Here is a 26,351-nt window from a genome sequence, read left to right on the forward strand (position 1 = left end):
CCAGTTCACGCGGGATGACCGTGTTAAACAGGTCTATATTCGGGGTGTGCCAGAAGCCCGAATGCTGCCCGCCGACCATGACGGTCCCGCCGCCGCCGTACATTCCGCCGCCGAAGATTCAGCTGCCGCCGCCGCCAAACCCGCCGATCAAGCATGTTTCGCGTACGCCGCCCAAGCATCCTTCGCCGCCGCAGACCACTACGTCGCCGGCACCGCCTGTGACTGAACCTGCCTCAAAGGCGGCTCCGTCTGACTCACCGGACACGACGGCAGGCACGTCTCCGCTGAACAACGCCCGTCCGGTCTATCCGCCGGATATGGAAGAAGAGAACATTGAAGGTCGTGTGACCGTTGCGTGTGACGTGGAAACCACGGGGATGACAAGCAACTGTTCCGTTCAGTCCGTGCAGGGAGGTCAGTCCTTTGCTCAGGCCGCTCTCGATTACGTGCACAAGGCGCGTTATCGCCCGGCTACAAAGAACGGGCAGCCCGTCAAGGAGCTTCACAAGGTGTATGTGATCAGGTTCAGACTGGATGACTGATCCCGGCATTTAGCCGAATTACTGGAGATAACTGCCTGGCGCCGGAAGGGTGCCGACGCCAGGCCGCATAAGATAAGGATTTTAAGGTACATGATCAGACTGTCTCGTCTTCCAGTGTCGGGTCTCGCAGTTCCGGCTCTTGCGGTCATGCTGGGCACGGCGACACCGGTTCTGGCGCTGGCTCAGGATGCTTCAGCTCCTGCGGCCTCTGCTCCTTCCGCAACAGATTCCTCCACAACCCCGGCAGCTCCGGCTCCTGAAGCCGCTTCTCCGGCTGCTCCTACCGATAGCGCAGCACCTGCAGCGCCCACGCCGGACGCCTCTGCGCCGGCTGCTGGCCCGGCCGCACCGGCTGCTGATGCACCTGCAGCCCCTGCAGCTGATACTCCCGCTGCACCGCCTGCTCCCGCCAGCAAGGAAGAAGCAAATCCTTACGGTCTGGGCGCTCTGTGGTCCAACGGTGACATCATTGCCCGTGGCGTTCTGCTGATCATGCTGTGCATGTCTCTGGGCACCTGGTTCATCATGATCACCAAGTTCATTGAACAGGCCCGTCTGTTTGCTGCTGCGAAAGAAGCCACCAAAAACTTCTGGACCAAATCTTCCATTCAGGAAGGTGCCGCAGCTCTGAGCACGACATCTCCGTTCCGCTACATTGCTGACACCGGCATTGTTGCTGCTGAACATCACGAAGGCACGATGCAGGAATCCATCGACCTGAACAGCTGGACGTCTCTTTCCATCCAGCGTTCCGTGAACAACATCCAGAACAGCCTGCAGAAAGGTCTCGCCTTCCTGGGGACTGTTGGTTCCACCTCTCCGTTCGTGGGTCTGTTTGGTACGGTTTGGGGTATTTATCACGCTCTGACAGCTATCGGCATCGCCGGTCAGGCTTCTATTGACAAGGTTGCTGGCCCTGTTGGTGAATCCCTGATCATGACGGCTATTGGTCTGGCAACTGCTGTTCCGGCCGTTCTGGGGTACAACCTGCTGGTTCGCCGTAACAAGGGTGCCATGGACAGCGTGCGCGACTTTGCTGCTGACCTTCAGTCCATCCTGATCGGTGGTGTGCGTCATGGTGCGGGACCAGAAAGCATTGTTGTCCGCGCTGATAACTCCCCCACGACTTCCACCGTCTCTAACCGGGTAGGCTAATCATGGGTATGTCTGTCGGAGACAGCGGGGGCGAAGACGACGTCGTATCTGCGATCAACACGACGCCCCTCGTTGATGTCATGCTGGTGTTGCTGATCATCTTTCTGATCACAATTCCGGTTGCAACCCACACGGTAAAAGTCAATTTGCCGAAGGATCTTAACCAGCCGACACAGACCAAAAACGGGAATGTCGTGCTTGCAGTGACGGAGAACGGACAGGCATACTGGGACGAAACGCCACTTAAAGGACGGGCCGACCTTATGGCCCGTCTGGAAAAGATTGCCGTCATGCAGCCCCAGCCGCAGATCCAGATCCGTGGGGATACAAAGTCCCGTTACGAATCTGTCGGCAAGCTGGTGGCCGCCTGTCAGGAAGCCGGTATTGCGCATATCGACTTTATTACCGAGAAGCCGAAAGACGGCTGATCACATCAGAAAATTCCGTTACTTCTTTTGGGAGGGGTAACGGAGCATCTGCCCTTTTATTCTGCGTCCGTCTGGGTTCGGACCGTGTCGCGGAACCAGAGTTTGTAAGAGAGTGACAGCCCATGGGCATGAATGTCGGATCGGAAAGCACGACGGAAGACGAAGGCATTGTCGATATCAACACCACGCCGTTGATCGACGTGATGCTGGTTCTGCTGATCATGCTTATCATCACAATTCCGTTGCAGACCCAGGCCGTTTCCATTGATCTGCCGCAAGGTAACCCGCCGCCTTCAACGCAGGAAACGCCGGTGGTGACGCTTGCCGTTGATTTCGACAACACGATTACATGGAATGGCCAGCCCCTTTCCGGGGAAGATGATCTTCAGGCTCACCTGCGCGAAGCCGCGAGTGGTCCGGCTGATCAGCAGCCAGAAGTCCATCTGCAGCCAAACCGTCTGGCGGATTACAAAACGGTGGTGCATGTTATGGCTGATGCCCAGCGGCTTGGTGTGACCAAGCTTGGTATTGTCGGGCAAGAGCAGTTTGCAGAAGGACAGTAACTTAATGTCTTCCCATCTTTTACGCATCTCGCTGTTTGCCAGCGTGGCATTCGCGTTTGCCCAGCCCTTGGCTCATGCAGCCGATACTCTGGGAGCGGATGTAGGCAAGGCGCTCACGCAGGCGCAAAGTGCGCTTGCAGCCCATAACTACCCCAAAGCCATGGCGGCGGTAGATGCGGCGGATGCTGTAAAAAGCAAGAGTGATTACGAGTCCTACACCATTACCCAGATGCGTGCCGCAGTGGCCACGCAGGCTGGGAATTTGGATGCCGCTACGGCAGCGTATGACAAGCTGATAGCCTCCCCCCGCACGCCCAAGGACACCAAGCACCAGATGCTGATGTCTGAAGCCACCATGGCTTATACAGCCAAGGACTACCCCCGTGCGGTCAAGGCTATTGAACGCTACCAGAAGGAAGTCGGCCCCAACGCAACCATGGGTACGCTTCTGGCACAGTCCTATTACCTTCAGAAAGATTACCCGAACACGGTACGGGTGCTGAAGGAACAGATTGACGCGGAAGTCAAAGCCAAGAAGGCTCCGGCTGAATCCCAGTTGCAGATGCTTGCGGCCAGTGCCTCTGCCATGAAGGATTCTACCACCAGCACGCATGCTTATGTTCTGCTGGCCACGTATTACCCCAAAAAGGAATACTGGGATCTTCTGCTGCACGAACTGATTGTGAATGCAAAGATTCCACCGGCTCTTCAGCTTGATGTGTATCGCATCCGTTTGGCCGCAGGGAATGTGACCCAGTCCCGTGATTTCATGGAAATGACGGAAATTGCCATGCAGAATGGCATGCCGCAGTTGGCACTGGACCTGATGAACGATGGTTACAAAGCCAATGTGCTGGGGCAGGGAGCAGAAGCCCCGCGTCAGGCGCGCCTGAAAGCGCTGGTTGAAAAAACGGTAGCGGACAAGAAAGCCTCCGTTGCTGCGGATGAAGCTGCGGCCCTTAAGGCCAAAACAGGCGATGATCTGCTGAAGGTTGGCTATAACTACGTCACATTCGGGCAGGTTGATAAAGGCCTTGATTTGATGCAGCAGGCTATTACCAAAGGTATGTCGGATGTGAATATCGCCCGCCTGCACCTTGGTCTGGCGCAGATGCAGGCTGGGAAGAAAGACGCTGCTATCGCCACACTGAAGACAGTGGACGGGGATACGGGCGCTCATGATATTGCCCAGCTTTGGGTGCTGAAGCTCTCTCCGGCTCCGGTTGCTGCCAAAAAATAAAAGGCGTTCTGGCGAACATGCCGCAGGAAAAGGTCGTCTCAGACGGCCTTTTTTTGTATCAGTATTCTATCTGAATTTAGAGAAACCATGGGTAGTGCTTCTTTCTCCGTTCGGTTGGCTCGGCAGGAAGACGTGCCGAAATTGCCTGTTATTGAACGGTCTGCCGCGCAACTCTTCCGTCAGCTTCCGGCTTTGGCTTTTCTGGCGGAAGACGGGGCAAGCCTTTCAGAGGCCCAGCACACGGCCTGCATTGTTCAAGGACTGTGCTGGGTGGGCGTGGAGAGTGCAGGAAAGCCCTGTGGTTTTTTAAGCGCGGAACAGCAGGGGGCTGACCTGCATATTCTCGAAGTCTCGGTAGAAATAAGGGCCCAGGGAGCCGGGCTTGGACGAGCTCTCATTCAGCACGCTTGTGCAGAAGCCAAAGCACGCGGTATGGCGCGGGTTACCTTGACAACCTTCCGCTCCGCACCATGGAACCGGCCTTTTTATGAGCGCCTTGGGTTTTGCGTCGTGTCGTCGGCTAAGAATGAAACCCGTTTGACAGAGACTGTGCGGCAGGAGGAAATCTCTGGACTGCCCCCTGGTTCTCGGTGCGCCATGGTCAAAATGGTTTAAACCCGGAAGGGTTGGAAAACATCCTCCGTCACGTCAGACCCATAATCCAGTGATACTGCTTGTGGCAGAAAGGGGCGGAGAGAGTTTTTTGAACCCTCCACCTGTCAGGAAAGATGTTCTGACACACCGACCTGATTGATCTGGGATGTTTTTGGTCAGGTGCAGGCTGTGTATCTGACGGCACTTAGCCGCTCACATAGCGCCGTAGCCGTTCCTCACCGCAGCCTAGATCAGGAATGCGGATATGAGGAACGGTTTTGGTGTAAGGCGTGTATCAGCCTGTCTGAGAGACAGGCTGGCGCGCAACCGGAACGGGGGATTTTGGAGGAAGGGTGTGCTCCTTCCATCCTCCACCCAACGCCCGGTAGATGGTAATCAGATTCTGGTAGTTGGAAACGGCAACCATGATCTGGACCTGCTGGGCCTGCAGGTAGGAACGCTGAGAGTCCAGTGTGGTGAGGTAGGAGTCCGTTCCGGCATCATACCGCATCTTGGCCAGCCGGAAGGCATCAGCAGAGGATGTGACCAGATCATCCACCTGTTTTTTCTCATCCAGATAGGCTTCTCGGGCAGCGAGCGCATCTGCCACTTCCCTGAAGGCCGACTGCACGGTTTTCTCGTAGGAGGCGATTTTCCCATCCCGCCGTGCCTTGGACGCTTTCAGGTTTCCGCTGTTCATGCCCCATGTCCAGAGCGGGATCTGAAGTTGCGGATTAAGGCCCCATGTTGTGGCGGCGGATGTGAAAAGCTGATGGAACTGAAGGCTGGAAATGCCATCATTGGCGGTAAGCGTCAGGCGCGGGAAGAAGGCAGCTCGTGCTGCGCCAATATCCGCCTGTGCCGCCAGCAGATCGTGCTCTGCTCCTACAATATCCGGTCGGCGAGTTAGTAGATCAGATGGCACACCTGCGGGCAGATCGGCCAGAATGGTTTGCTGCCCTAAAGGTTGTGGTGGTGGCAGGTTGGCGGGAATAGGTGCGCCAATCAGCAGCGTGATCAGGTTTTCATCCTGCGCCACCTTGCGGCGGGAATCAGCGCGCAGGGCAGCGCTCTGCTGCACCTGTGTTTCCGCTTGCCGCACCGTCAGCAGGTTGGCTTCACCATGGTTGTATTTTTCGCGCGTCAGGTTGAGCGTTTCCTGCTGCGTGGTCAGCGTATTATCCGCCACGGCCAGCGTTTCCTTGTCCCCCAGCCAGGTGACATAGGCTGTTGCCACCTGCGAGACGATGCTGATCAGCATGCCCCGCAGGTTGGCCTGTTCGGACAATGCTTTTTCAGCAGATTCCCGCGTCAGGCTGCGGATACGGCCAAACAGGTCAATCTCGTAGGAAGAAAACCCGATTCCTCCCTGATAATAACGGAACGGATCACGCGCCAGGCTCATGCCGGATTTTTCAGAGCTTTCTGACCCCAGCCCCGGCGCAAAGCTCAGCCCTGCGGCATCGGATGGAGCCTGATACATTGGCCCGCCGGATGCGCTGATGGTGGGGAACAGGCCAGCGTGCTGAACGTCGTACTGGCCCTGTGCTTCGGCAATATTGGCCGCAGCGACACGCAGATCGCGGTTTTCACGAATGGCGATTGCAATGAGCGCCTTCAGGCGTGGGTCGGTGAAGAAATCATTCCAACCGATATCGTACGCGGCCTGTTGCAGCTTGGGATTGCCCGTATTCTGGTAGGCAGGCCAGGTGGTGGCCAGCGGGGGGGCTGGCCGTTTGTATTTGGGGATCATGGTGCACCCCGAAAGCACGCCTGTCGCCAAAGCGAGGGACAGGGCGCGGAAGCGGAGCGGACGCGGAGAGGAAGAAAATGCGGACATGCGTTTATTCGCTTCCGATAGCGTTGGAGGCGGGTGAGGGCTGTTCCTGCCGTTCGCTGATGCGTCTGACACGGAAGAGGCGCAGAACCCCGACAAAAAAGACCGGCACAAAATAGACAGCCAGCAGCGTTGCCGTGGCCATACCGCCTACTACGGCCGTGCCGATGGCAATACGGGAGGCTGAGCCAGCGCCAGAGGCAATGGCCAGCGGGAACACACCCACCACAAAGGCGATGGAGGTCATCAGAATAGGACGCAGGCGTTCGCGTGCGGCGGTCTGCACGGCATCTTCAAGAGATTGCCCTTGTTCAAAGCCCGCTTTTGCGAACTCCACAATCAGGATGGCGTTTTTCACCGCCAGCCCAACGGTGGTCAGCAGTCCAACCTGAAAATACACATCATTATCCATGCCGCGCAGGAGGGTCGCTGCAATGGCTCCCAGAACGCCCAGCGGCACCACCAGAATAACCGCCAGCGGAATGGCCCAGCTTTCATACAGGGCCGCAAGGCACAGCAGAATGACAACCGCCGCCAGCGCATAAAGCGGGCCGGTGGAGGAACCGGAGGCAATCTGTTCAAAAGAAAGGCCGGTCCATTCATAACCAATGCCAGAGGGTAGTTTTTTCAGAATATCCTGAATGGCGGTAATGGAATCGCCTGAACTGTAACCGGCTGCTGGCTGTCCGAGAATTTCAAAGGCGTTCAGGCCGTTGTAGTTCTCAACTTTCTGCGGACCGACAATCCAGTGTCCGCTGATAAAGGCGTTCAGAGGCGTAAGCGTGTTCAGCGCGTTGCGGATGTACCATTTATTCAGGTCGGCGGGCAGCATTCGGGCTTCTGGCACACCCTGAATATAGACCTGTTTAACACGGTCATCCCGCGTGAACTGGTTGACGTAGATGGAGCCTAGAGCCCCTTCAATGGTGCTGTTGATATCATCAATGGTAATGCCAAGTGCATTGGCTTTTTCCCGGTCGATATCAAGATGATACTGCGAGGCATCTTCCATGCCGTTGGGGCGCACGGCCATCAGGCGCTTGTCCTGAGCTGCCAGACCCAGCACCATGTTCCGGGCGTCCAGCAGTTTCTGGTGCCCCAGATGCCCGCGATCTTCCAGTTCAAGGTCAAAGCCGGTGGCGTTGCCCAGTTCCAGCACGGCAGGCGGGTTGATGGCAAAGATCTGCGCCTTCGGGTTGAACCAGAAGTGCATCATGATGCGGTTGGCAATGGCGGAAGATGTCTGCCCGGCACCCGTGCGCAGCTTCCAGTCTTTCAACCGGATGAAGAACGCACCAGAGTTCTGGCCCTGCCCGGCAAAGTTGAAGCCGTTCATGGAATAGACGGATTCTACCAGACTACCTTCTGTCTTGAGAATGTAATCAGCAATTTCACGGTTCATGGCCTCGGTCTGTTCCATGGGCGTATTGGGCGGCATGGTGACCTGACCAAAAATGAGCCCCTGATCTTCATCCGGCAGGAAGCCTGATGGCAGTTTCATGAACAGGAAAACAGCCAGACCGGTGATGAGCGCAAACCCGATGAGCGAGAGCGCCATCCGGCTGATCAGGAACTGCACCCCGTGCAGGTAACCATTGGTCAGCTTATGGAAAGTGCGGTTGAACCAGCCAGCCGGCCCGGTGGTTTTTTCGTGCGTGCCGGGTTTGAGCATGGTGGCGCACAGGGCAGGAGTCAGCACCATGGCCACCAGCACGGAGAGCCACATGGCTGCAACAATGGTGACAGAGAACTGCCGGTAGATCACACCCACGGAGCCGGAGAATGCTGCCATAGGCAGGAACACGGCGCTGAGTACCAGCACAATGCCCACCAGAGCACCGGAGATTTCATCCATGGAAACGCGGGAGGCTTCAACCGGAGAGAGTTTTTTCTCCGTCATTACGCGTTCCACATTTTCCACCACCACAATGGCGTCATCCACTAGCAGGCCCACGGCCAGCACCATGGCCAGCATGGTCAGGGTGTTTATGGAATACCCAAACAGTTCCAGCAGACCGAACGTACCCAGCAGCACAACAGGCACCGCAATTGTGGGAATAAGCGTGGCCCGGAAATTCTGCAGGAAAATCAGCATCACCAGGAACACCAGCCCAATGGCTTCCAGCAGCGTGATGACCACTTCTTCAATAGAAAGCGTAATAAAGGGCTGCGTATCCAGCGGGTAAACAGTTTTCAGACCCGGCGGGAAAAATTTTTCCAACTGGGTGATCTGCGCGCGCACTACGGCTTCGGTTGAAATCTGGTTTGCGCCGGGGGCGAGTTTCAGCGCCATGCCGGAGGCCGGCATGTTGTTGTAGAAGGAGTTGGTGTTGTAGGTCTGTGGGCCCAGTTCAACCTTCGCAATATCACTGATACGCACCTGAGAACCGTCAGGCTGGACTTTCAGGATGATCTTGCGAAACTCTTCTGGTGAGGTCAGTCGCGTCGGGCCGATAATGGTGGCATCCAGCCGGATACCCTTGCTGGCCGGAAGACCGCCCAGTTCACCGGAAGAAATCTGGATGTTCTGGTTCTGAATGGCTGCCTGAACATCCTTCACCGTCAGCCCGTAGCTAAACAGTTTGCCGGGGTCCATCCAGATGCGCATGGCGTATTCGGACCCGAACAGCGTGTGATCACCCACGCCCGTTACACGGCTGAGGGGGTCAGAGATGTTGGAGGCCACATAATCGGCAATATCCGCGCCGCTCATGCTGCCATCAGTGGAAATGAAGGCCAGCACCATCATGAAGTTCTTGACGGCTTTGGTGATGCTGAGGCCCTGAGCCGTGACTTCCGTTGGCAGTTTGGGTTGGGCAAGCTGAAGCTTGTTCTGCACCTGCACCTGCGCAATGTCCGGGTTGGTACCCTGTGCGAAGGTGAGGTCAATTTCCATCTGGCCAGAGGCGTAAGACTGCGCGGAAATATATTCCAGATGGTCCAGCCCGAACATCTGTTGAAGGATGGGGCGTACAACCGTATCGTTCACCGTATTCGCTGACGCCCCTGGATAGGTGACGGAAATGGCGATCTGGGGTGGCGCGATGCTGGGATACTGGGCAATGGGCAACCGGAAGATGGACAGCCCGCCAACCAGCATGATGATGAGACTGATGACCCACGCAAAGATGGGCCTATCAATAAAAAAGCGCGACAGGGACATGAGTCTTACTGGCCCTTGTTCTGGCTGGCGGCATCAGGGGAGGACGCTGCCGGAGGCGTGGTGGCTTCTTCAGGCTTGACCTTGGCACCGGGCTTCACTTTCTGCACGCCAACGGTCACCACACGCTCGCCGTCTTTCAGGCCACCGGTTACCAGCCAGTTTTCTCCATAGGCCTGTCCAATCTGAATCTGGCGCAGTTCTGCCGTGTTATCTGGTTTGATAACCCAGACCTGTGCATCCCCATGAGTGTTGTGGCTGACGGCCTGCTGGGGCACCAGAAGACTGTTGGGGTCAGAGCCTTCCTCAAGTTGTGCATGTACATACATGCCCGGCAGGAGCAATTTGTCCGGGTTAGGCATGATAGCGCGGACCACGACGGAGGCCGTAGAGGTGTCCACGTTGACTTCCGAAAGCGCCATACGGCCCACATGTTCGTAGGTCGAGCCATCTTCCAGCGTGAGGGTCACTGGTACTTCGCCATTGGGCTGGCGCGTGATGCGGCCTTGCGCCAGTTCCCGCTTCAGGCGCAACAGCGTGATGGCGGGTAGATTGACGTCCACGTAAATGGGGTCCAGCCGGGTGACAATGGCTGTGTTGTCAGTCTGGTTGGCCGTGACAAGCGCACCCACCGTAACCAGTGTGCGGCTGATTCGTCCGGAAATAGGGGCATACATCTTGGTGTAGCCAAGATTAACCTCGGCGCTTTCCACCTGCCCTTTGGCGCTGAGAATCTGACCCTGCGCCTGCTTTTCCGCAGCAAGAGCATCATCATATTCCTGGCTGCTGACCGCGTGGGCTTTCACCAGAGAACGGTAGCGTTCCAGCTTGGCGCGGGCCGTGACTTCGGCTGCTTGTGCTTCGGCCAACTGGCCGCGGGCGGTGTCATACGCAGCCTGATAACGGGAGGGATCAATCTGGTAGAGCTGTTGCCCCGCCGTAACATCCGCGCCTTCCGTAAACAGACGTTTCTGGATAACGCCTGTGACCTGGGGGCGTACCTGAGCAATTTCAAATGCATCTGTGCGGCCCGGCAGGCTGGTATGGATGGTCACAGCCTGAGGGTGAAGGGTTATAACGCCAACAGTCTGGGGTGGGAGCTGCGGGGTGGCCTGTTTGCGATTACAGCCTGCCAGGGCCAGCAGAGCGACAGCCGATACCAGAAAACGGCGTAAGGGAATGGGGTGCATTGTCACGCTGGCGTATCCTGCCTTTGAAAAAACCAACAGAAGAAGCACGCCAACACCCATCTTTAAGCACCAGCGCAGGCGGGAGGGATTGTCCGCCTGTGGGGAAGAATCGGGAGAGTGTCAGCGCGCGGAACCGGGTAAGGGAAGAGAAGAGAGGAAAACAGTACTATTTGTTACCTTTTCTCGCGTAGGCTAAAAGCCACCCCAGATCTAGTCAAGAGAGCATGTGCGTCTCATAAGGGAGGTGGGGCGGCAAAATGCGCTTACTGCCCGATTTCCCTCAGTTTTTTTCCAGCCATCAGATTCTGTTCAATCACTTCCAGAGAAACGCCTTTGGTTTCGGGCACGAACAGTTTGGTCAGAAGCAGGAACAGGGCGTTTAGAAGAGCGATCAGGCCAAAGGTTTTTGCCCCGCCCAACCAGCCCAGCAGGCTAAGGAAAGACGCCCCTACAATCATGTTGGAAATCCAGTTGGTCAGGGTGGAGAGGGTAATACCCAGATCCCTTCCCTTGATGGGCTGAATTTCTGAACACAGAACCCACATCAGCGGCCCTGCGGACATGGCATGCGCCACAATAAAGATCATGATGAGGAAAACACACAGAATTTTTGCCCCGTCGCTTTCCATGCCCACATGGTTGAGTACGGCCAGCGCCGCCATGGAGACAGTCATGATGGAGAACCCGCAGTACAGAATGGGTTTACGTCCCCAGCGGTCCACCAGCCCGATAGCGGCGAGAGTGGCCAGCACGTTTACAAAGCCGATCATGGCTGTGCACCACATCTGGGCGGTGCCCACAAACCCTGCCATGGCAAAGATTTTGGGGGCGTAATACATCACCACGTTAATACCGGCGAACTGCTGCATGGCCTGAAGCATGACGCCAAGCAGAATGGAGCGCCGGAAATTGGCGTTCTCCCATAACAGGCTAAACCCGCCCTGCCGCTGTTTGAGTTGTTCATCAATGGCGCGGATTTCGGCATGGGCTTCATGCGCAGTGGGGCGCAGGTCTTTCAGAACAGCCAGCGCTTCTTCCCGGCGGCCCTGCATCATCAGCCAGCGGGGGCTGTAGGGCAGGAACAGCACACCCACCACAAACAACACACCGGGGATGGCAATCATCCCGAACATCCAGCGCCACTGGGCGTGGTAGCTGAGAAGCGTATCGCTGATGAACGCCATGAAAATGCCAACGGTAATCATGAGCTGGTAGGTGGAGATCATGGCTCCACGGGTGTTCTCACTGGCAATTTCAGACAGGTAGAGAGGGGAGGTAAAGGCCGCAATGCCAATGGCCAGCCCCATCATGGCTCGTCCCCAGATCATGCTGGCCACAGACCATGCCAAAGCGCAGCCCAGCGAGCCGATAATGAAAATCACGCCCCCCAGAACCAGCGCCCATTTGCGGCCTGTAATCTTGGCCAGCCATCCGGCAAGCACAGCCCCAACAGCAGCCCCAGCCATCATGGCGCTGACAATCCATTCCTGCGCAAAGGTGGAAGCATGAAAGGCCTCGGATACAAAATCCAGAGCGCCGGAAATCACACCAATATCAAGCCCGGACATAAGGCCGGCCGTAGCGGCAAGTATTCCTATGATAATGGTGCGGAATTGCGAGGATGTATCAGTATTGTCTGAAGGGTTACTGATCTGTGGCATGATGTATGGAAAAGCCCTTTGGTATTTCTGATTTTTATTTGAAGAGGCTACGGAAAAAGGGGCCCGAAGGCGATTGGGAAATGGCGGTTTTCTGCTTCATTTCCGCTTTTATGTCACATCATCCACAGGAAATATATTACTTCCTGAACCGACAGCAGCAGAAAAAATCCGCTATTCAGGTCGTTTCCTCGTCTTCGCTTTCGCCAAAGCGGGAATCGCGGTGCACCCAGGTGGAAAGCAGCAGGCCAAACCCCAGCATCACGTTCAGCATGGCAGACCCACCATAAGACACCAGTGGCAGAGGCACGCCCCCAACCGGAATGGCCCCCATCACCATGGAAAGGTTTACAAGGCAGTAGAGGAAGAAGTTCATGCTGATACCCAGCGCAACCAGCCGCCCGAAACGGTTGCGGCTGCGGATGGCCATTAGCATGCCCCCCAGAATGAGCACCAGCAGCAGACCAATGACCGTAATGGCCCCCACATACCCCCATTCTTCGGCAATCATGGTGAAAATGAAGTCGGTCTGTTTTTCGGGCAGGAAGTTGAGTTGCCCCTGTGATCCATGCAGATAGCCCTGACCCCACATACCGCCTGAACCAAGCGCGATCTTGGACTGGATGATATTGTATCCGGCACCCAGCGGGTCGCTCTCCGGGTTCAGGAAGGTGGTTATGCGGGCGCGCTGATAATCATGCAGGTGCGCGTAGGCAAATTTGGCCATGTAGGGCACGGGCAGCAGTAGCAGCACAATCAGCCACAGGCGCATTCCGGCGGCAAAGAACATGGCCGCGCCAATACCGCCAATAATGGTGGCTGTGCCCAGATTGGGCTCTTTCAGAACCAGCACAACTGGCAACAACACCATGAAAGCAGGCGGTAACAGCCACAGGGGGTTGCCCATGCGGGCGTAACTGATGCGGTAAAACCACGAGGCCAAAGCCAGTACCAACGCCACTTTGGCGTATTCAGAAGGCTGCACCTGCAAACCGCCGATCATCAGCCAGCGCTCGGCCCCTTTGCCCACATGGCCCATATGTAATACGGCCACCAGCAGCGTGATGGAGAGCAGGTAAAGCGGCCAGGATATGCGCACCAGTATTTTGGGCGGCAGCATGGCAACCGTGATCATGAGCACAAGCCCGACGGCAAAGCGGGCAGCCTGCGGGGCGGCGAAGGGGTAAGGGGTACCACCGCCTGCCGAATACAGAGTAATATAACCCACACCGGCCAGAGTGCAGATCAGCAGCACATATAGCCAACTGATGCGCCACAGCTTGGAGAGGAGCCGAAAGCTCGGTTCTGCCCGCAAAAGGCGTTTGTGGAACTTCATGGCTTATTCGATATCGCCCGCATCTGCCACGCTTTCGGGCGGAGGGGTGACATGGTTGACCGGGTCACGCATCAGGGTGTCGGTCATGATGTCACGCGCCAGAGGTGCTGCCGCATCAGCCCCGGCGTTTCCGTGTTCGATCACCACAGAAACTGCATATTGAGGGTTATCGTACGGCGCGAAGCAGATGAACAGCGCGTGCGGCCGATATTCCCACGGCAGGTTGGCGGAATTGAAGTGACCGCTTTCGCGCAGGGCGCGAGACACCCGCCGAACCTGCGCGGAACCCGTCTTGCCCGCCATGGTCACGCCGGGCAGGGAAAGCCGCGCCTTGGGGGCCGTGCCGTGCTGTTCATTCACAACAGCAAACATGCCACTGCGCAGTGCCGTGAGGTATTTCTCCGGCATGTTCAGCTCTGGCCAGTGGTCTGCCGTGGCTTGCGGCCCGACTTCACTGTTCAGGGCGCGCACCAGATGGGGCTGCACACTGCGCCCCGTTGCCAGTCGGGAGGTGTAGGTGGCCAGTTGCAGCGGTGTAACCTGCACAAACCCCTGCCCGATGCCACTGACAATGGTATCCCCGCCATTCCAGTGGTGGTGGTGTGCCTGCCGCCACGTTGGGGTGGGAATAAGGCCGGTGCGGGTGTGGGGCAGTTCAATGTCCAGCGTTGTGCCCAGCCCGAACTGGTGGGCTGTATCAGCAATCCGGTCCATGCCTATGCGGCGGGCCATTTCATAGAAATAGACGTCACAGGAATATTTCAGGGCCTGATGCAGGTCTATGGACCCATGCCCCCAGCGCGACCAGCAGTGAAAGCGGGTTCCGCCAACATCCAGATGACCGGGGCAGAATATCCGGTCGGATGGAGAAAACAGGCCGGACTGCAAACCGGCCATGGCGACGGCGGGCTTGAAGGTGGAGCCGGGAGGATACACGCCCGCCACGGTCTTGTTGATCAGGGGCGTGCGTTCGTTATTGGTCCATTCAATCCACTGCGCATGGCTGACGCCGCTATCAAACAGGGAAGGATCAAAGGAGGGTGTGCTGACCATGGCCAGCACCTCGCCATTGCGGCAGTCCATCACCACGGCAGAGGCCGTCTGTTCTCCAATGCGCCCCAGCACTTTCTGTTGCAGGCCACGGTCAATGGTCAGCCCGATCTCCGTGCCGGGTGCGCCTTCTATCCGGTTGAGTTCGGACATGACGCGGCCAACGGAGTTGACCTCCATTTCCACGGACCCCGCCGTGCCCCGCAGCTTTTCGTCCTGACTTTGCTCAATGCCAGAGCGACCAACCCGCATACCGGGAAGGGCCAGCAGGGCAGAGTGAGCCACATCGCGCTCATTGGGGGGCGCCACATAACCGATGATGTGGGCCAGCAGTTCCCCTTCCGGATAAACGCGGCGGGTGCCCACATCAATCAGAACGCCGGGCAGAGAGGGCGCATTCAGCTCAATCCGCGCCATTTCATCCCAGGAGAGGAAGTCCCGCAGCATGACGGGCACAAACCGCCGCTGATGGCGCATTTCGCGGGCTATGCGGGCGCGGTCCCGTTCATCCAGCGGAATGATGGTGGAAAACCGTTCTATGGTGCCGGCCACATCCGTGGTTTCTTCCGGCAGGATCAGGGCGCGCCAGTTTTCCTTGTTGTTGGCCAGCGCAATGCCATAGCGGTCCACAATACGGCCACGCGGTGGCGCCAGATACCGCTTGCTGACCCGGTTGCTGGCGGCCATGCGGGCGTAGCGGTCTCCATCCTTGACCTGAAGCTGGTAGAGTTTGTGAGCCAGAACCCCTAGCGTACCCGTCTGCACAGCCATGAACAGCAGCGCACGGCGTGTAAAAACGCCGCGTGCTGGGTCCTTCTGGTTCTTGATGGGCATCAGGCGCTGGTTTTCCCGCCTGCGACGCCTCAACCGCATGATGGTTCTCCTGCTGGCATCAGGCGTCTTCCTCATCATCAAGCATACGGAAAACCCAGGAGAACAGGGCGGAAAGTGGGGGATAAACCCCTATGCACAGGAAAGATTCAAACAAAGCGGGGGCCATGTCCAGCATATGAAGCCTGAACAGGCAGGCCAGCCCCCATTGCAGCATGCAGGCGGCCGTGGCCAGAAGGCTGAACACAGCCCACACCAGCAGAAAATGCAGCCGCATGAGACCAAAGCGCGCATAGAACGCGACTCCGTGCACCAGCAGCAGAATAAAGGCGCTGACCCCTAACGGCGCAAACCCCACCAGATCCATGAACAGGCCCAGCACAAACACCGCCAGACTCGGCATGCCGGAGGGCCGCCAGAAGGACCAGAAAAATACGGTGGCGATCACGATGGCAGGCAGCAGTTCAGCCGATCCCGGCAAGGGGATGGGGGCTGAGAAGACAATAATGGCCAGCGCAATGAACAGGGAGGGCAGCAGGTGCCGTAAGCCGCTATCAAGCCGCTGCCACAGGGTCTGCCGGGGCTGGATTTCCGGTTCCCATGAAGACATGGAAGGATCAGGCATCATGGCGTGCGCTGTCCTTAACCCTGACCCAGCAGGCTTTTGAGCGGTAGTTCCAGTGATTTTTTCTGTGGGGTCAGGGGAACGTGGCCCGGTGCTTCCGGGGGTTCAATCTGCGCACGCCCAAAGTTGAAGACCCGCAGCAGCGTGAGATGATCCAGTTGGGCAAAGGGAGCAACAACAGGCCTGCCGGGGCTGACGTAATGTACCGTGCCAATGGGCAGCCCCGCAGGAAAGGCCCCGGCCTGATCGCTGGTGACAACACGTTCGCCTTCAATGGGTCGGGTGTCCTGCGCGTAATACATCAATCTCGGCATAGGTGAGTTATCACCTACCATTATAGCAGGAGCATGGCTGGCTTCCAGCATAACCGGCAGGCGGCTGGCAATATCTGTAATCAACAGGATTCGGGCGGAATGCGCCCCTGTTTCTGTTACGCGGCCCGCAAGCCCGTTGGCGGCCAGCGCCACATTGCCAACCTGTACGCCACTTTCGGTACCCGCCACCAGCAGCACGGCGCGGGCATAAATTCCTCCGCTATCCGCCACCACGCGTCCGGTCACAAAAGCGGGAGCAGGTTCGGGAATCCAATGCAGGGCGGTCTTGAGGGAGTCATTTTCCCGCGTGAGGGAGACGGCCACATCATACCATCGGCGCAGATTTTCATTTTCTGTTTTCAGGCGGGCGTTTTCTCTGGCAAGGCGTCCGGCTTCGCGCAGGTTTTCCGTCATGGTCAGCACATGCTCCTGTGTGCCGCTCATCAGGGACCACAGGGGGGCCAGCGCATCAGCCACATACATGCGTGCCCTGTCCGCCAGTGGTTTGTCTGCCTGTGCGCCAATAATCACGCCAATGGACAGCAGCAGCAGCAGCGGCAGCACCAGCTTGCCAAGAGCCTGCCGAACCTGAATGGAAACCGGAATCATGCGTGTACGGCCTCACGCAGGGGTTTCGCCCCGCCTTGTCCGTTCAGGGCGTGTGTGAACTGACCCCACATGAACCGTGATGCATCCTCTTCTGTCAGTCAGGCTGACGGGTGATCGCCATTCCTTTTCCGCGAGGATGGCGTGGTGGTCTGCGTGATGAAACCGGATACCATCAATACATGGTGGTCAGCACATTGCGCAGGCGTTTCATTTCCTCCAGCGCCCGGCCCGTGCCCAGCGCCACGCAGGAAAGAGGATCTTCCCCAACCGTGACCGGCAGGCCGGTGGAAAGACGCAGCACATCGCTCAGGCGGTAAAGCAGCGCACCGCCGCCTGTCAGCACAATGCCTTTGTCCACAATATCAGCCGCCAGTTCGGGCGGTGTGTTTTCCAGCGCGGTGGTGACAGCGTCCACAATCTGGCTGACAGGTTCAATCAGGCTTTCGGCAATCTGGGCCTGGGAAACCTGCACTTCACGCGGCACCCCATTGATCAGATCCCGGCCTTTCACATCCAGCCACGGGCCGGGGTCTTCCGGATCATCCGGCATCATGGCGGAGCCCAGCTTGATCTTGATACGTTCTGCCGAGCTTTCCCCAATCAGCAGATTATGGGCGCGGCGGATGTAGGAGATGATGGCTTCATCCATCTTGTCCCCGCCAACGCGCACGGAGCGGGCATAGACAATGCCGCCCAGAGAGATCACGGCTACCTCGGTCGTGCCACCGCCAATATCCACAATCATGCTGCCAGAAGGCTCGGTTACTGGCAGACCCGCGCCAATGGCGGCGGCCATGGGTTCCTCAATCAGGAAGACCCGGCGGGCACCGGCACTTTCAGCACTTTCCTGAATGGCGCGGCGTTCAACGGCGGTGGAGCCGGAGGGCACACACACAATAATCTGCGGGCTGGTAAAGGCGCGGCGGTTATGAACCTTGCGAATGAAATGCTTGATCATTTCTTCCGCAACATCAAAATCTGCAATGACTCCGTCCCGCATGGGGCGGATGGCCGTAATGTTGCCGGGGGTTCGGCCAACCATCAGTTTGGCTTCCTCCCCTACCGCCAGAAGCTGTTTTTTGCCTCGTACCTCGGCAATGGCCACAACAGATGGCTCATTGAGAACAATCCCGCGTCCTTTGACATAGACAAGGGTGTTGGCAGTACCCAGGTCAATTGCCATGTCAGCAGACATGAGACCGAGCAGACGAGAAAACATCCAGGACTCCTGGCTTGAAGGCGGCGCCGAGCGATCTCTCTGAGTGTGAGCCGTTACAAATTACCCGGAAAGATCGCGTTGATATGTGGGGCAGGGATTACCCATGCGCAACCAGCCAGACAAGACCTTTGCGCGAGAAACTATGAGGAAAGAGTCTTCTGCTGGTCTGAGATGCCGTTTGAAAACTCTTTCACGTCAGGCTGATAGACCTCTTGGCCGCTGAATACGTTTGTTTCTGGTTCCGATTGACAGCACCGGATCTCCGTATCAATCGTTTCAGCTCCAAGAAAAAACGGCCAGTCCATTCCAGTTGATCCCTTCTGGCTGGCCTTGCAGAGCTTCTCTCCGCGAAAAGCAATGCGGATAAAGCATCCCCCTCTTTTCCGTTTCCTGAATCCGGGCACGAAAAAGAGGGAAGGAAATATCAGGCCGTCAGAGCTTCGGGTTCAGCGCGGGTGCGCTTGACCAGCAGCTTGTTCAGCGCATGCACATAGGCGCGCACGGCAGAAACAACGGTATCGGCATCCGCGCCCTGACCATCCACCATCTTGCCATCTTCTTCCAGCCGTACGGTGGTGCGGGCCTGTGCGTCCGTGCCTTCCGTTACCGCACCGACGGAGAACAGGGCCAGTCGGGCTTCATGCGGGAAAGCGGTGCGCAGGGCGTTGAAGGCGGCATCCACAGGCCCGTTGCCAGAAGCTTGTGCGGCCACTGTCTTGCCATCCACATGCAGGGTCAGTTCCGCTTCAGAAGGCTTGCCGGACTGGGAAGCCAGGCTCAGCGCGCCAAAGCGGATGTGGTCGTGATCGCGCACTTCATCATCCACCAGCGCAACGATGTCTTCGTCGTACACAACCTTCTTGCGGTCAGCCAGATCCTTGAAGCGGGAGAAAGCATCGTTCAGCTTGCTGTCTTCCAGATCGCCATAACCCAGTGCTTTCAGCTTGTCGCGGAACGCGGCGCGGCCGGAATGTTTGCCCATGACCAGAGAAGACCGACTCCAGCCCACGCTTTCGGGGGTCATGATTTCATAGGTGGCGGCGTTTTTCAGCACGCCATCCTGATGGATACCGCTTTCATGCGCAAAGGCGTTGCGGCCGACAATGGCTTTGTTGGGCTGCACGTCAAAACTGGTGATGGTGGCCAGCATGCGAGAGACCTTCAGCAGACCGGGCGTGTTAATGCCGGTGGTGAAGGGGTACTGGTCATGCCGGGTGCGCATGGCCATGACAATTTCTTCCAGCGCAGCGTTACCGGCACGTTCGCCAATACCGTTGATGGTGCATTCAATCTGGCGTGCTCCACCCCGGACAGAAGCCAGCGTGTTGGCGACGGCCAACCCCAGATCGTTATGGTTATGGGCGGAGAAAATCACGCGCTCAGCACCCGGCACCCGCTCCCGCAGCATGGAGAAAATGCGTTCCATGTCTTCCGGCGTGGCATAGCCTACGGTGTCTGGAATGTTGATGGTGGTGGCACCGGCCTTGATGGCGGATTCCACGCAGCGGCACAGGAAGTCTGGCTCGGTGCGGGAGCCATCTTCGGCTGACCATTCCACATCATCCGTCAGGTTGCGGGCAGCCGTGTTACCGGTGGTGATCAGGTCCAGAACTGTTTCAGGTTCCATCCGCAGCTTGTATTTCATGTGCAGCGGAGACGTGGAAATGAAGTTATGGATACGCTTGCGTTTCGCAGGGGCCAGCGCCTCACCTGCCGCGGCAATGTCCTTGGCGCCGCCTGTGCGGGCCAGAGCACAGATTACCGGGCCGTTGGTGTTTTTTGCAATCTGGTGAACGGATTCAAAATCCCCTTTGGACGCAACGGGAAAGCCCGCTTCAATCACGTCCACGCCCAGAGTGGCCAGAGCCTCGGCCATCCGCAGTTTTTCCGTCAGGTTCATGGAAAAACCTGGGGACTGCTCGCCATCGCGCAGGGTGGTATCAAAAATGATAACCCGGTCGGCGCTCATCTGGCCAAAGGAGGGATGGGTAATGGTGTGGCTGGCTGACATGGAGAATGTCCTTAAGATATCAGTCTGGTCTGGTTTCTGGCGCGGGTCAGCGCCGCTTGTGCCGCACTTATGCGGAAACTCGTTCACTCGCCCCCTAAGCGTGACGGCACGAAGCCGCCGGGATCGCTCAGGGGCTGATTAGTCGAAGGAGAAGGTCCAGACGCAGGGCCACGCCGCCCGCCCGCGCCATTTCGGCGCGCCGCAGAGACTCGGACGTGAACCAGACGGAATTCATGGCGCGCACCATACAGTTTCAGAGCCTAAAAGCAACCATTCTGTGCCGGGAAAATGGGAGAGAGCATCCGGTTTTCCCTCTGGCCTCAGCGGGTGCTGACACCCCGAAGGTTGTGCAGCACATACAGCATCACCCCCAGCAGCACGGCGGCAAAGGTCTGGTGCACTGCCCCGGCCCAGACCGGCACAACCAGCAGCAGGGTGGTAACCCCCAGCGCGTACTGAATAAGCACGGCCCAGCCCAGCAGCATCAGCGCATTGTGGGCCTTGGCGCCAAGGCCGCGGGTGCGCAGGCCAACCAGCAGCACACATCCAATGGTCAGGGCTGTCAGGGTTGCCAGCAGGCGGTGGTCAAACTGAATGGCGGCCTTGTTGTCCACCCAGTTCAGCCAGAAGGGAGTCAGACGCGCATAATCCTGTGGAATAAGGTGGCCGTCCATCAGGGGGAAGGTGTTGAACACGAACCCCGCATGAGTGCCTGCCGTAAAGCCCCCCGCTATAATGGTGATGCAGATCAGGCACAGAGCCGCCCAGACCAGCCTTTTGGTGCGGTGTGCAGCCGGCGTGGCGGGAACGGTCTGCGGCTGGGGCCAGCGGATGGAAAACGCGGTCCATAGAACAGCCAGATAAAGGGCCAAAGCCGCGCTTAGGTGGAGCACCAGCCGCACAGGTTCCACGGCTGTGCTGTCTGGCCGGAAGCCGGAAGCGACCATGAACCAGCCAATGGCCCCCTGTAGCGCACCGAGAATAAAGAAAAGGAACAGTCGCAGCGCCAGTTTGCGGGTAATCATGCCGCGAATGGTGAACCATACCAGCGGCACAAAGAGCACCAGGCCCATCAGGCGGCCCCAGAAGCGGTGAATCCACTCAGCCCAGAAAATTTTCTGGAACCCTTCCAGCCCGAATCCTTCATGTTGAAGATGATATTGCGGAATGGTTTTATACAGCGCGAACAGCCGCTCCCATTCAGCGTGGGAGAGAGGGGGGATAATGCCGCTGACAGGCTGCCAGTCCATGATGGACAGACCAGAGCCTGTCAGGCGCGTGACACCGCCAATGGCGATCATGCCCAGCAGCATGAAGCACAGGACAAACAGCCAGTTGGAAATCAGACGACGGTGATGGGGCGCCATGTCGGCATGACGCGGAAGGGAAGAGGACATGGCGGCCTTTTGCGCGCTGTTGCATCAGATGCCAAGGATTTAGACTGTGCTTGCGGCCATGGGCAAGAAGATGGTACCGCCGCACGGATGGACCAGCCTGATCGCTCCACTTCCTCTTCGGCTCCCAGCTCTGCCGCACGGTTTCTGCGGCCCTTGCTGATGTTGGGGCTGTTGGTGGCGGGAGCGTTGCTTCTTCGCAACATACCGGCCCTGCGGCATATGCTGGATAGCACTGCCTTACTGCGGGATGGCGTGTGGGGGCGTATGGTGTTTGTGGGCGGAGCGTCCCTGTGGTGTGCCTTTGGCCTGCCCCGGCAGGTTGCGGGCTTTGCCGCCGGGCTTGCCTACGGCGTGGGAGAAGGCACGGTGATGATAACACTTGCTTCCACCCTTGGATGTGTGGCAGGATTCCTCTGGGCGCGCTGGGGCGGTCAGGCCTGGGCGCGCGCCAGATTGGGGGCGCGGTTTGCGCGGATGGACGCCATGCTCAGCCAGCAGCCATTTTTGAGCATTCTTACCTTACGGCTGCTTCCGGTTGGGTCTGCGTTACTGCTGAACCTTCTGGGGGGTGTTTCGGGCATGAAGCTTCTGCCTTTTGTGGCCGCTACGGTGCTGGGGGGGCTGCCGCAGAACCTTGTGGCGGTGCTGCTGGGGTCTGGCATCCGGGTTGACGCTGTGTGGCAAGGTGTGCTTGGCGGGGGGCTGTTTGGCGTTTCCGCCCTGTTTGGCATGTGGTTATGGCGCAAGGCCCGTATTGCACGGCTGATGCCTGATAAGCAGGACCCTTCGGAAGGGAACGCCTGAGGGCGTTTTTCCTGTCCGGTAAGGCGTCATCCAGCGTGACGCAGTTCTGTGTTTCGTTTTTCTGCCTGTTTCTTTTGGGCTGGTTCCTTTTCTTTCTTTCCATCCTTTTTGTTTGTTTTCTGGAGCGCCGCAGATGGCTTCTGCCTCCGTCTCGCGAGAATCTGTTTCCCAATCGGCTGTCTTTCCGCAGGGGGTGCCTGGCTGGGTGCCATTGCTGCTGGGGTTTCTGACAGCCGTCGGCCCGATCTCCACAGATATCTATCTGCCCGCTTTCCCTGCGATGGAGGATACCTTCCATACCGATGCCGGCAATGTGCAGATGACATTGTCCATCTGGTTTGTGGGGCTGGCCATCGGGCAGTTGAGTGTGGGACCTTTGTCTGACCGCTACGGCCGTCGCATGCCCATGCTGGTTGGCAATCTGATCTATACGGTCGCATCTGCTGTGTGTGCCTTCGCGCCGGATATCCTGACATTCTCCATCGCGCGGTTTGTGGCCTCTCTCGGTGCGTCAGCCAGTCTGGTTATCCCCACGGCGTGCGTGCGGGATATGGTGCCAGACCGGAATGCGGGCGCCAAAATGCTCTCCCGGCTGGTGATGGTGATGGGTGTGGTGCCCATTCTTGCCCCCATGCTTGGGGGGCTGGTGGTTGCCGTGGCGTCCTGGCGGGTGATTTTCTGGGCCTCTGCTGCCTACGGGGCCATCTGCGTGCTGTGCGTTCTGTTCCTGCTGCCGGAAACGCTGCCGTTCCAGAAACGGGTTGCGCTCTCTCCTGTCACGCTGGTCACACGGTACCTCACGCTGTTGCGGGATCGGGGATTTACCTCCCATGCCATGGTGACGGGTTTTTCCACGTTCATGCAGTTCAGCTACCTGACGGCGGCGTCTTTCGTGTTCATCAAGATTTTCGGGTTCTCGCCGCTGCATTTTTCCATGCTGTTTGGCGTGTTTTCCGTGTTCATGATCGGCGCGTCCCAGGTGAACGGTATTCTGGTGGGGCGGATCGATTCGGCACGTTTGCTGCAAGGGGCCGTTATTGTTTCCCTGCTGGGGGGAGCCCTGCTGGTGGCGGTTGTGGCGTGGGGGAAATGGTATGCAGGCCCTGCATGGCGGCATGATCAGGTGTGGCTGATGATCGGGGCCATGCTGCTGACACTGGCCCCCACGGGCATTATTTTCCCTAACGCCATGATGGGCGCACTGGCGGACCATCCCAGTCTTGCTGGTGCGGCTGCGGCACTGGCGGGCACCATGCAATATGTTATGGGCGCGTTGGCCGGGGCACTGCTGGGCATGTTTCCAACCACATCCGCTCTCCCCATGGCGGGGTGCATGTTCTTTGGCACGGTCATGATGTTGTTTGTCTGTGCACTGCGGCCCAAGGCTTTAGAGGCACAATCACAGGAGAGCGGGGCAGGCTGACGCACTTTTTTCGCCTTGTGGACAGGCGTTATGCGGCTTAGGCGCTTGACGGATGGCGTCAGGCTTGCACAGTCCTGATTTTCCGCAGCGGAAGAGGGAGCTTGTCGGTCCCATGGCACGGCATCCAGCAAGACGGGCCCATGTTCTGGCACTTATTGGTGCCGGCCTGCTTATTGTAACGTTTGGTACAATGGGTATTGAACTGGGCAATGAAATGGCCCGGCATGGGGATCTGGACCGGCAGAGTACTGCCGCCGGCAGCTATCTGCGTAATCTCCATCACGCCACCAGTGAAGCGCGTATCTGTTATTATAGCTGGCTGGCACGCAAGCAGGAGCAGGATGCAGCCTGTTACACCCGTGCCCTCAGCCAGCTTGCTGCCGCCCGCAGCGGGTATGATGGGTTCAAGGCCGTGCAACTGCGCGAAGGCGCGGGAAGAGCCGAACCCCTGACAGTAGTGGCGCACGAACTGGACGAAGTGGCAGGCTGGAAGCCAGAGGCAGCCGCCATGCCAGCGGGCGGTGAACAGGCTCTGACGGCGCTGGACAATAATCTCTCTGTTCTCAGTCATGTCAGCACCATGGATCAGGCTGACCGCGTGGCGAATATGCTGCGTAATACAAGCTGGCAGCGCAGGCTGGGGCTGTTGGGTATTCTGACGGGTGTGCTCAGTCTGATTTCCGCAGGCTGGGTGTTGGATCGTTCCTCTCTTGCCGCCGCACGGGCGGAAGCCTCATCGCGTGATCTGGCGCTGCGGCTGCGCGCCACGCTGGATAGCCTGAGCCTTGGCGTGGCGGTATTCGGTGCCGATGGCCGCCTCTGGCACTGGAATGAACAGCTTGGCACGGTGCTGGGGTTGGAGAGGGATTTCCTGAAATTCGGTCTGCCGTACGACACATTGAGTGCTGCGCTGGTGGTCGGTGGTGTCCCGCTGCTGGAACCTTTTGAACATATTGAGGCCAGTCTTTCCCTCGGCCAGTCTGTTCCGCCCGTGATGGTGGAATGTAAGGGGATAAACGGGGCGGATCTGGAATTGTGCCGCACCCTGTTTTTTGCGCCGGATGGTGCGGCAGCCCGCCGTGGATTTGTGCTGACAGCGGCGGATATCAGCATGCGCCTGCGTAGTGAGCGCGCCTTGGGGGAGGCCCAGAAATTGCGCGCGCTGGGGCAGCTTACGGCAGGCATCGCACATGACTTCAAAAATCTGCTGACGGTTATTCTGGGCAATCTTGAACTGGCGGCAGATCATGATCAGCCAGACCATGTGGAGCAAAGGCAGGAATATCTTTCCGCCGCAACGCATGCCGGAAGGCGGTCAGAGGCCCTGACTGGCCAGTTGCTGTCCTTCATTCGGCGGCAGAGCAGCACGCCCGATTCGCTCTCTCTGTCTGATCTCTTCTCCTTTCTTGGTGGGTTGCTTGGCCGCATCATCGGGCCGCGTATTGTGGTGGAATGCGGCAATGGGTCTGATATCTGGCCTGTCAGAGCGGACCCCGCCCAGCTTGAGAGCGCAGTGCTCAATCTGGCCATCAATGCGCGGGATGCCATGCCTACGGGTGGGCGGCTGCGGATTGTGGCCCGTAACGTGACGTTCTCTGTCAACGCTGATCTGATGAGCCTGCCCGTGGAAGACGGACGGAATCGTCGTGTTGTGTCAGACCCCACACCTCTGCCTGCCGGAGATTGGGTAAGGCTAGACGTGATTGATAGTGGATGCGGCATGACGGACGAAGTGCTGCACCATCTGTTTGAGCCGTTCTTCACCACCAAGGAGGAAGGTGCTGGCACCGGGCTGGGGATGGCCATGGTTCTGGCCTTTTCCCAGCAGGTTAAAGGCCGGGTGGTTGTGGCAACAGGTGAGCGCCGCGGCACGGAGGTGTCTCTGTGGTTGCCGCGTGCCGTGGCGGTTGATGAGGTGACCGGGGTGCAGCAAACGCTTCTGCCGCGTGCCACGCCACCTGCGGTCAAACCGCAGGTGCGGCCCATTCAGGTGCTGGTGGTGGAGGATGATGCCGCGATTCGGGATATTGTTGTTACCATTCTCGGCATGGCGGGCCACCGCGTGCTGGAGGCGGCGGATGGAGAACAGGCATTCGATGTTGCCGCCTCGGCCGAAGGTAAGCTGGACCTGCTGGTGACAGACCTGCAACTGCCCGGCCCACTGGATGGATTGACGCTCTCCCGCGTGCTGGCTGGCCGGTATGAGGATCTGGCCGTGGTGTATATGTCGGGCGACCTGACGCCAGACAGCCCAAGCCCCGCTGGGGCCGTGGAGGGTGCGCACCTTCTGGCCAAACCCTTCCGGCGGGACGGGCTGATGCGGGCGGTGACCTCCGCCCTGAGTGCGCGGGCCGGGGTCTGATTC

At 58.2% G+C, this 26,351-nt stretch carries 19 protein-coding genes and 1 pseudogene; 9 read left to right on the top strand and 11 right to left on the bottom strand.

Features of this window, described 5'->3' with window-relative positions; translation table 11 throughout:
• Positions 1 to 68 precede the first annotated feature (68 nt).
• From AD944_RS17405 to AD944_RS07270, 6 genes and pseudogenes are all read left to right on the top strand, one after another.
• Positions 69 to 542: pseudogene (locus AD944_RS17405) on the top strand (energy transducer TonB); the annotation flags it as partial.
• Between the two features lie 90 nt (positions 543 to 632).
• The gene (locus tag AD944_RS16350; protein ID WP_081939074.1) at positions 633 to 1,697 is read left to right on the top strand and encodes a MotA/TolQ/ExbB proton channel family protein; all 1,065 of its coding nucleotides are present in this window, start codon (positions 633 to 635) and stop codon (positions 1,695 to 1,697) included.
• Positions 1,698 to 1,699: 2 nt separating this feature from the next.
• Positions 1,700 to 2,125 (top strand): ExbD/TolR family protein, encoded by a 426-nt coding sequence (locus AD944_RS07255; protein ID WP_035380683.1) that lies wholly within the window; start codon positions 1,700 to 1,702, stop codon positions 2,123 to 2,125.
• A 122-nt stretch (positions 2,126 to 2,247) separates the two neighbouring features.
• A complete protein-coding gene (locus AD944_RS07260; protein ID WP_006560220.1) occupies positions 2,248 to 2,688 on the top strand; it encodes an ExbD/TolR family protein in 441 nt (146 codons plus the stop codon).
• 4 nt (positions 2,689 to 2,692) lie between these two features.
• Positions 2,693 to 3,928, top strand: a complete 1,236-nt coding sequence (locus AD944_RS07265) for a tetratricopeptide repeat protein (protein WP_045543625.1) — start codon at positions 2,693 to 2,695, stop codon at positions 3,926 to 3,928.
• Positions 3,929 to 4,015: 87 nt separating this feature from the next.
• Positions 4,016 to 4,543, top strand: coding sequence for a GNAT family N-acetyltransferase (locus tag AD944_RS07270; RefSeq protein ID WP_045543624.1), 528 nt, complete (start codon positions 4,016 to 4,018; stop codon positions 4,541 to 4,543).
• Positions 4,544 to 4,817: 274 nt separating this feature from the next.
• Here the strand turns inward: AD944_RS07270 and AD944_RS07275 are convergent, their stop codons facing one another.
• From AD944_RS07275 to AD944_RS07325, 11 genes are all read right to left on the bottom strand, one after another.
• Positions 4,818 to 6,362 (bottom strand): efflux transporter outer membrane subunit, encoded by a 1,545-nt coding sequence (locus tag AD944_RS07275; protein ID WP_045543623.1) that lies wholly within the window; start codon positions 6,360 to 6,362, stop codon positions 4,818 to 4,820.
• A 4-nt stretch (positions 6,363 to 6,366) separates the two neighbouring features.
• A complete protein-coding gene (locus tag AD944_RS07280; protein ID WP_045543622.1) occupies positions 6,367 to 9,522 on the bottom strand; it encodes an efflux RND transporter permease subunit in 3,156 nt (1,051 codons plus the stop codon).
• A gap of 5 nt (positions 9,523 to 9,527) precedes the next feature.
• Entirely contained in the window at positions 9,528 to 10,709 is a 1,182-nt protein-coding gene (locus AD944_RS07285; protein WP_045543635.1) for an efflux RND transporter periplasmic adaptor subunit, read from the bottom strand.
• A gap of 263 nt (positions 10,710 to 10,972) precedes the next feature.
• Positions 10,973 to 12,370 (bottom strand): sugar porter family MFS transporter, encoded by a 1,398-nt coding sequence (locus AD944_RS07290; RefSeq protein ID WP_045543621.1) that lies wholly within the window; start codon positions 12,368 to 12,370, stop codon positions 10,973 to 10,975.
• Between the two features lie 175 nt (positions 12,371 to 12,545).
• Entirely contained in the window at positions 12,546 to 13,703 is a 1,158-nt protein-coding gene (rodA, locus tag AD944_RS07295; RefSeq protein WP_006558697.1) for a rod shape-determining protein RodA, read from the bottom strand.
• A gap of 3 nt (positions 13,704 to 13,706) precedes the next feature.
• Complete coding sequence (mrdA, locus tag AD944_RS07300; RefSeq protein WP_006558698.1) at positions 13,707 to 15,626, bottom strand: penicillin-binding protein 2; 1,920 nt, start codon at positions 15,624 to 15,626, stop codon at positions 13,707 to 13,709.
• A 19-nt stretch (positions 15,627 to 15,645) separates the two neighbouring features.
• Positions 15,646 to 16,212, bottom strand: coding sequence for a rod shape-determining protein MreD (locus AD944_RS07305; RefSeq protein ID WP_006558699.1), 567 nt, complete (start codon positions 16,210 to 16,212; stop codon positions 15,646 to 15,648).
• Positions 16,213 to 16,226: 14 nt separating this feature from the next.
• Positions 16,227 to 17,132, bottom strand: a complete 906-nt coding sequence (mreC, locus tag AD944_RS07310; protein WP_006558700.1) for a rod shape-determining protein MreC — start codon at positions 17,130 to 17,132, stop codon at positions 16,227 to 16,229.
• A 172-nt stretch (positions 17,133 to 17,304) separates the two neighbouring features.
• Positions 17,305 to 18,351: a rod shape-determining protein gene (locus AD944_RS07315; RefSeq protein WP_006558701.1), complete on the bottom strand. Its 1,047-nt coding sequence runs from the start codon at positions 18,349 to 18,351 to the stop codon at positions 17,305 to 17,307.
• Positions 18,352 to 18,775: 424 nt separating this feature from the next.
• A complete protein-coding gene (locus AD944_RS07320; RefSeq protein ID WP_035380669.1) occupies positions 18,776 to 20,362 on the bottom strand; it encodes a 2-isopropylmalate synthase in 1,587 nt (528 codons plus the stop codon).
• A gap of 320 nt (positions 20,363 to 20,682) precedes the next feature.
• A complete protein-coding gene (locus tag AD944_RS07325; protein ID WP_086641884.1) occupies positions 20,683 to 21,729 on the bottom strand; it encodes a COX15/CtaA family protein in 1,047 nt (348 codons plus the stop codon).
• A gap of 39 nt (positions 21,730 to 21,768) precedes the next feature.
• Here AD944_RS07325 and AD944_RS07330 point away from each other — a divergent pair, with 39 nt between their 5' ends.
• The 3 genes from AD944_RS07330 (at position 21,769) to AD944_RS07340 (ending at position 26,348) form a co-directional block, all read left to right on the top strand.
• Positions 21,769 to 22,563: a TVP38/TMEM64 family protein gene (locus AD944_RS07330; RefSeq protein ID WP_248845814.1), complete on the top strand. Its 795-nt coding sequence runs from the start codon at positions 21,769 to 21,771 to the stop codon at positions 22,561 to 22,563.
• A 133-nt stretch (positions 22,564 to 22,696) separates the two neighbouring features.
• Positions 22,697 to 23,986: a multidrug effflux MFS transporter gene (locus AD944_RS07335; protein ID WP_045543620.1), complete on the top strand. Its 1,290-nt coding sequence runs from the start codon at positions 22,697 to 22,699 to the stop codon at positions 23,984 to 23,986.
• A 112-nt stretch (positions 23,987 to 24,098) separates the two neighbouring features.
• Positions 24,099 to 26,348 carry an ATP-binding protein gene (locus tag AD944_RS07340; RefSeq protein WP_045543619.1) on the top strand — a complete coding sequence of 750 codons (2,250 nt, stop codon included), beginning with the start codon at positions 24,099 to 24,101 and terminating at the stop codon, positions 26,346 to 26,348.
• The last annotated feature ends 3 nt before the right edge of the window (positions 26,349 to 26,351 follow it).

Origin of the sequence: Acetobacter tropicalis (assembly GCF_001580915.1) — a bacterium.
GTDB classification, from domain to species: Bacteria; Pseudomonadota; Alphaproteobacteria; order Acetobacterales; family Acetobacteraceae; genus Acetobacter; species Acetobacter tropicalis.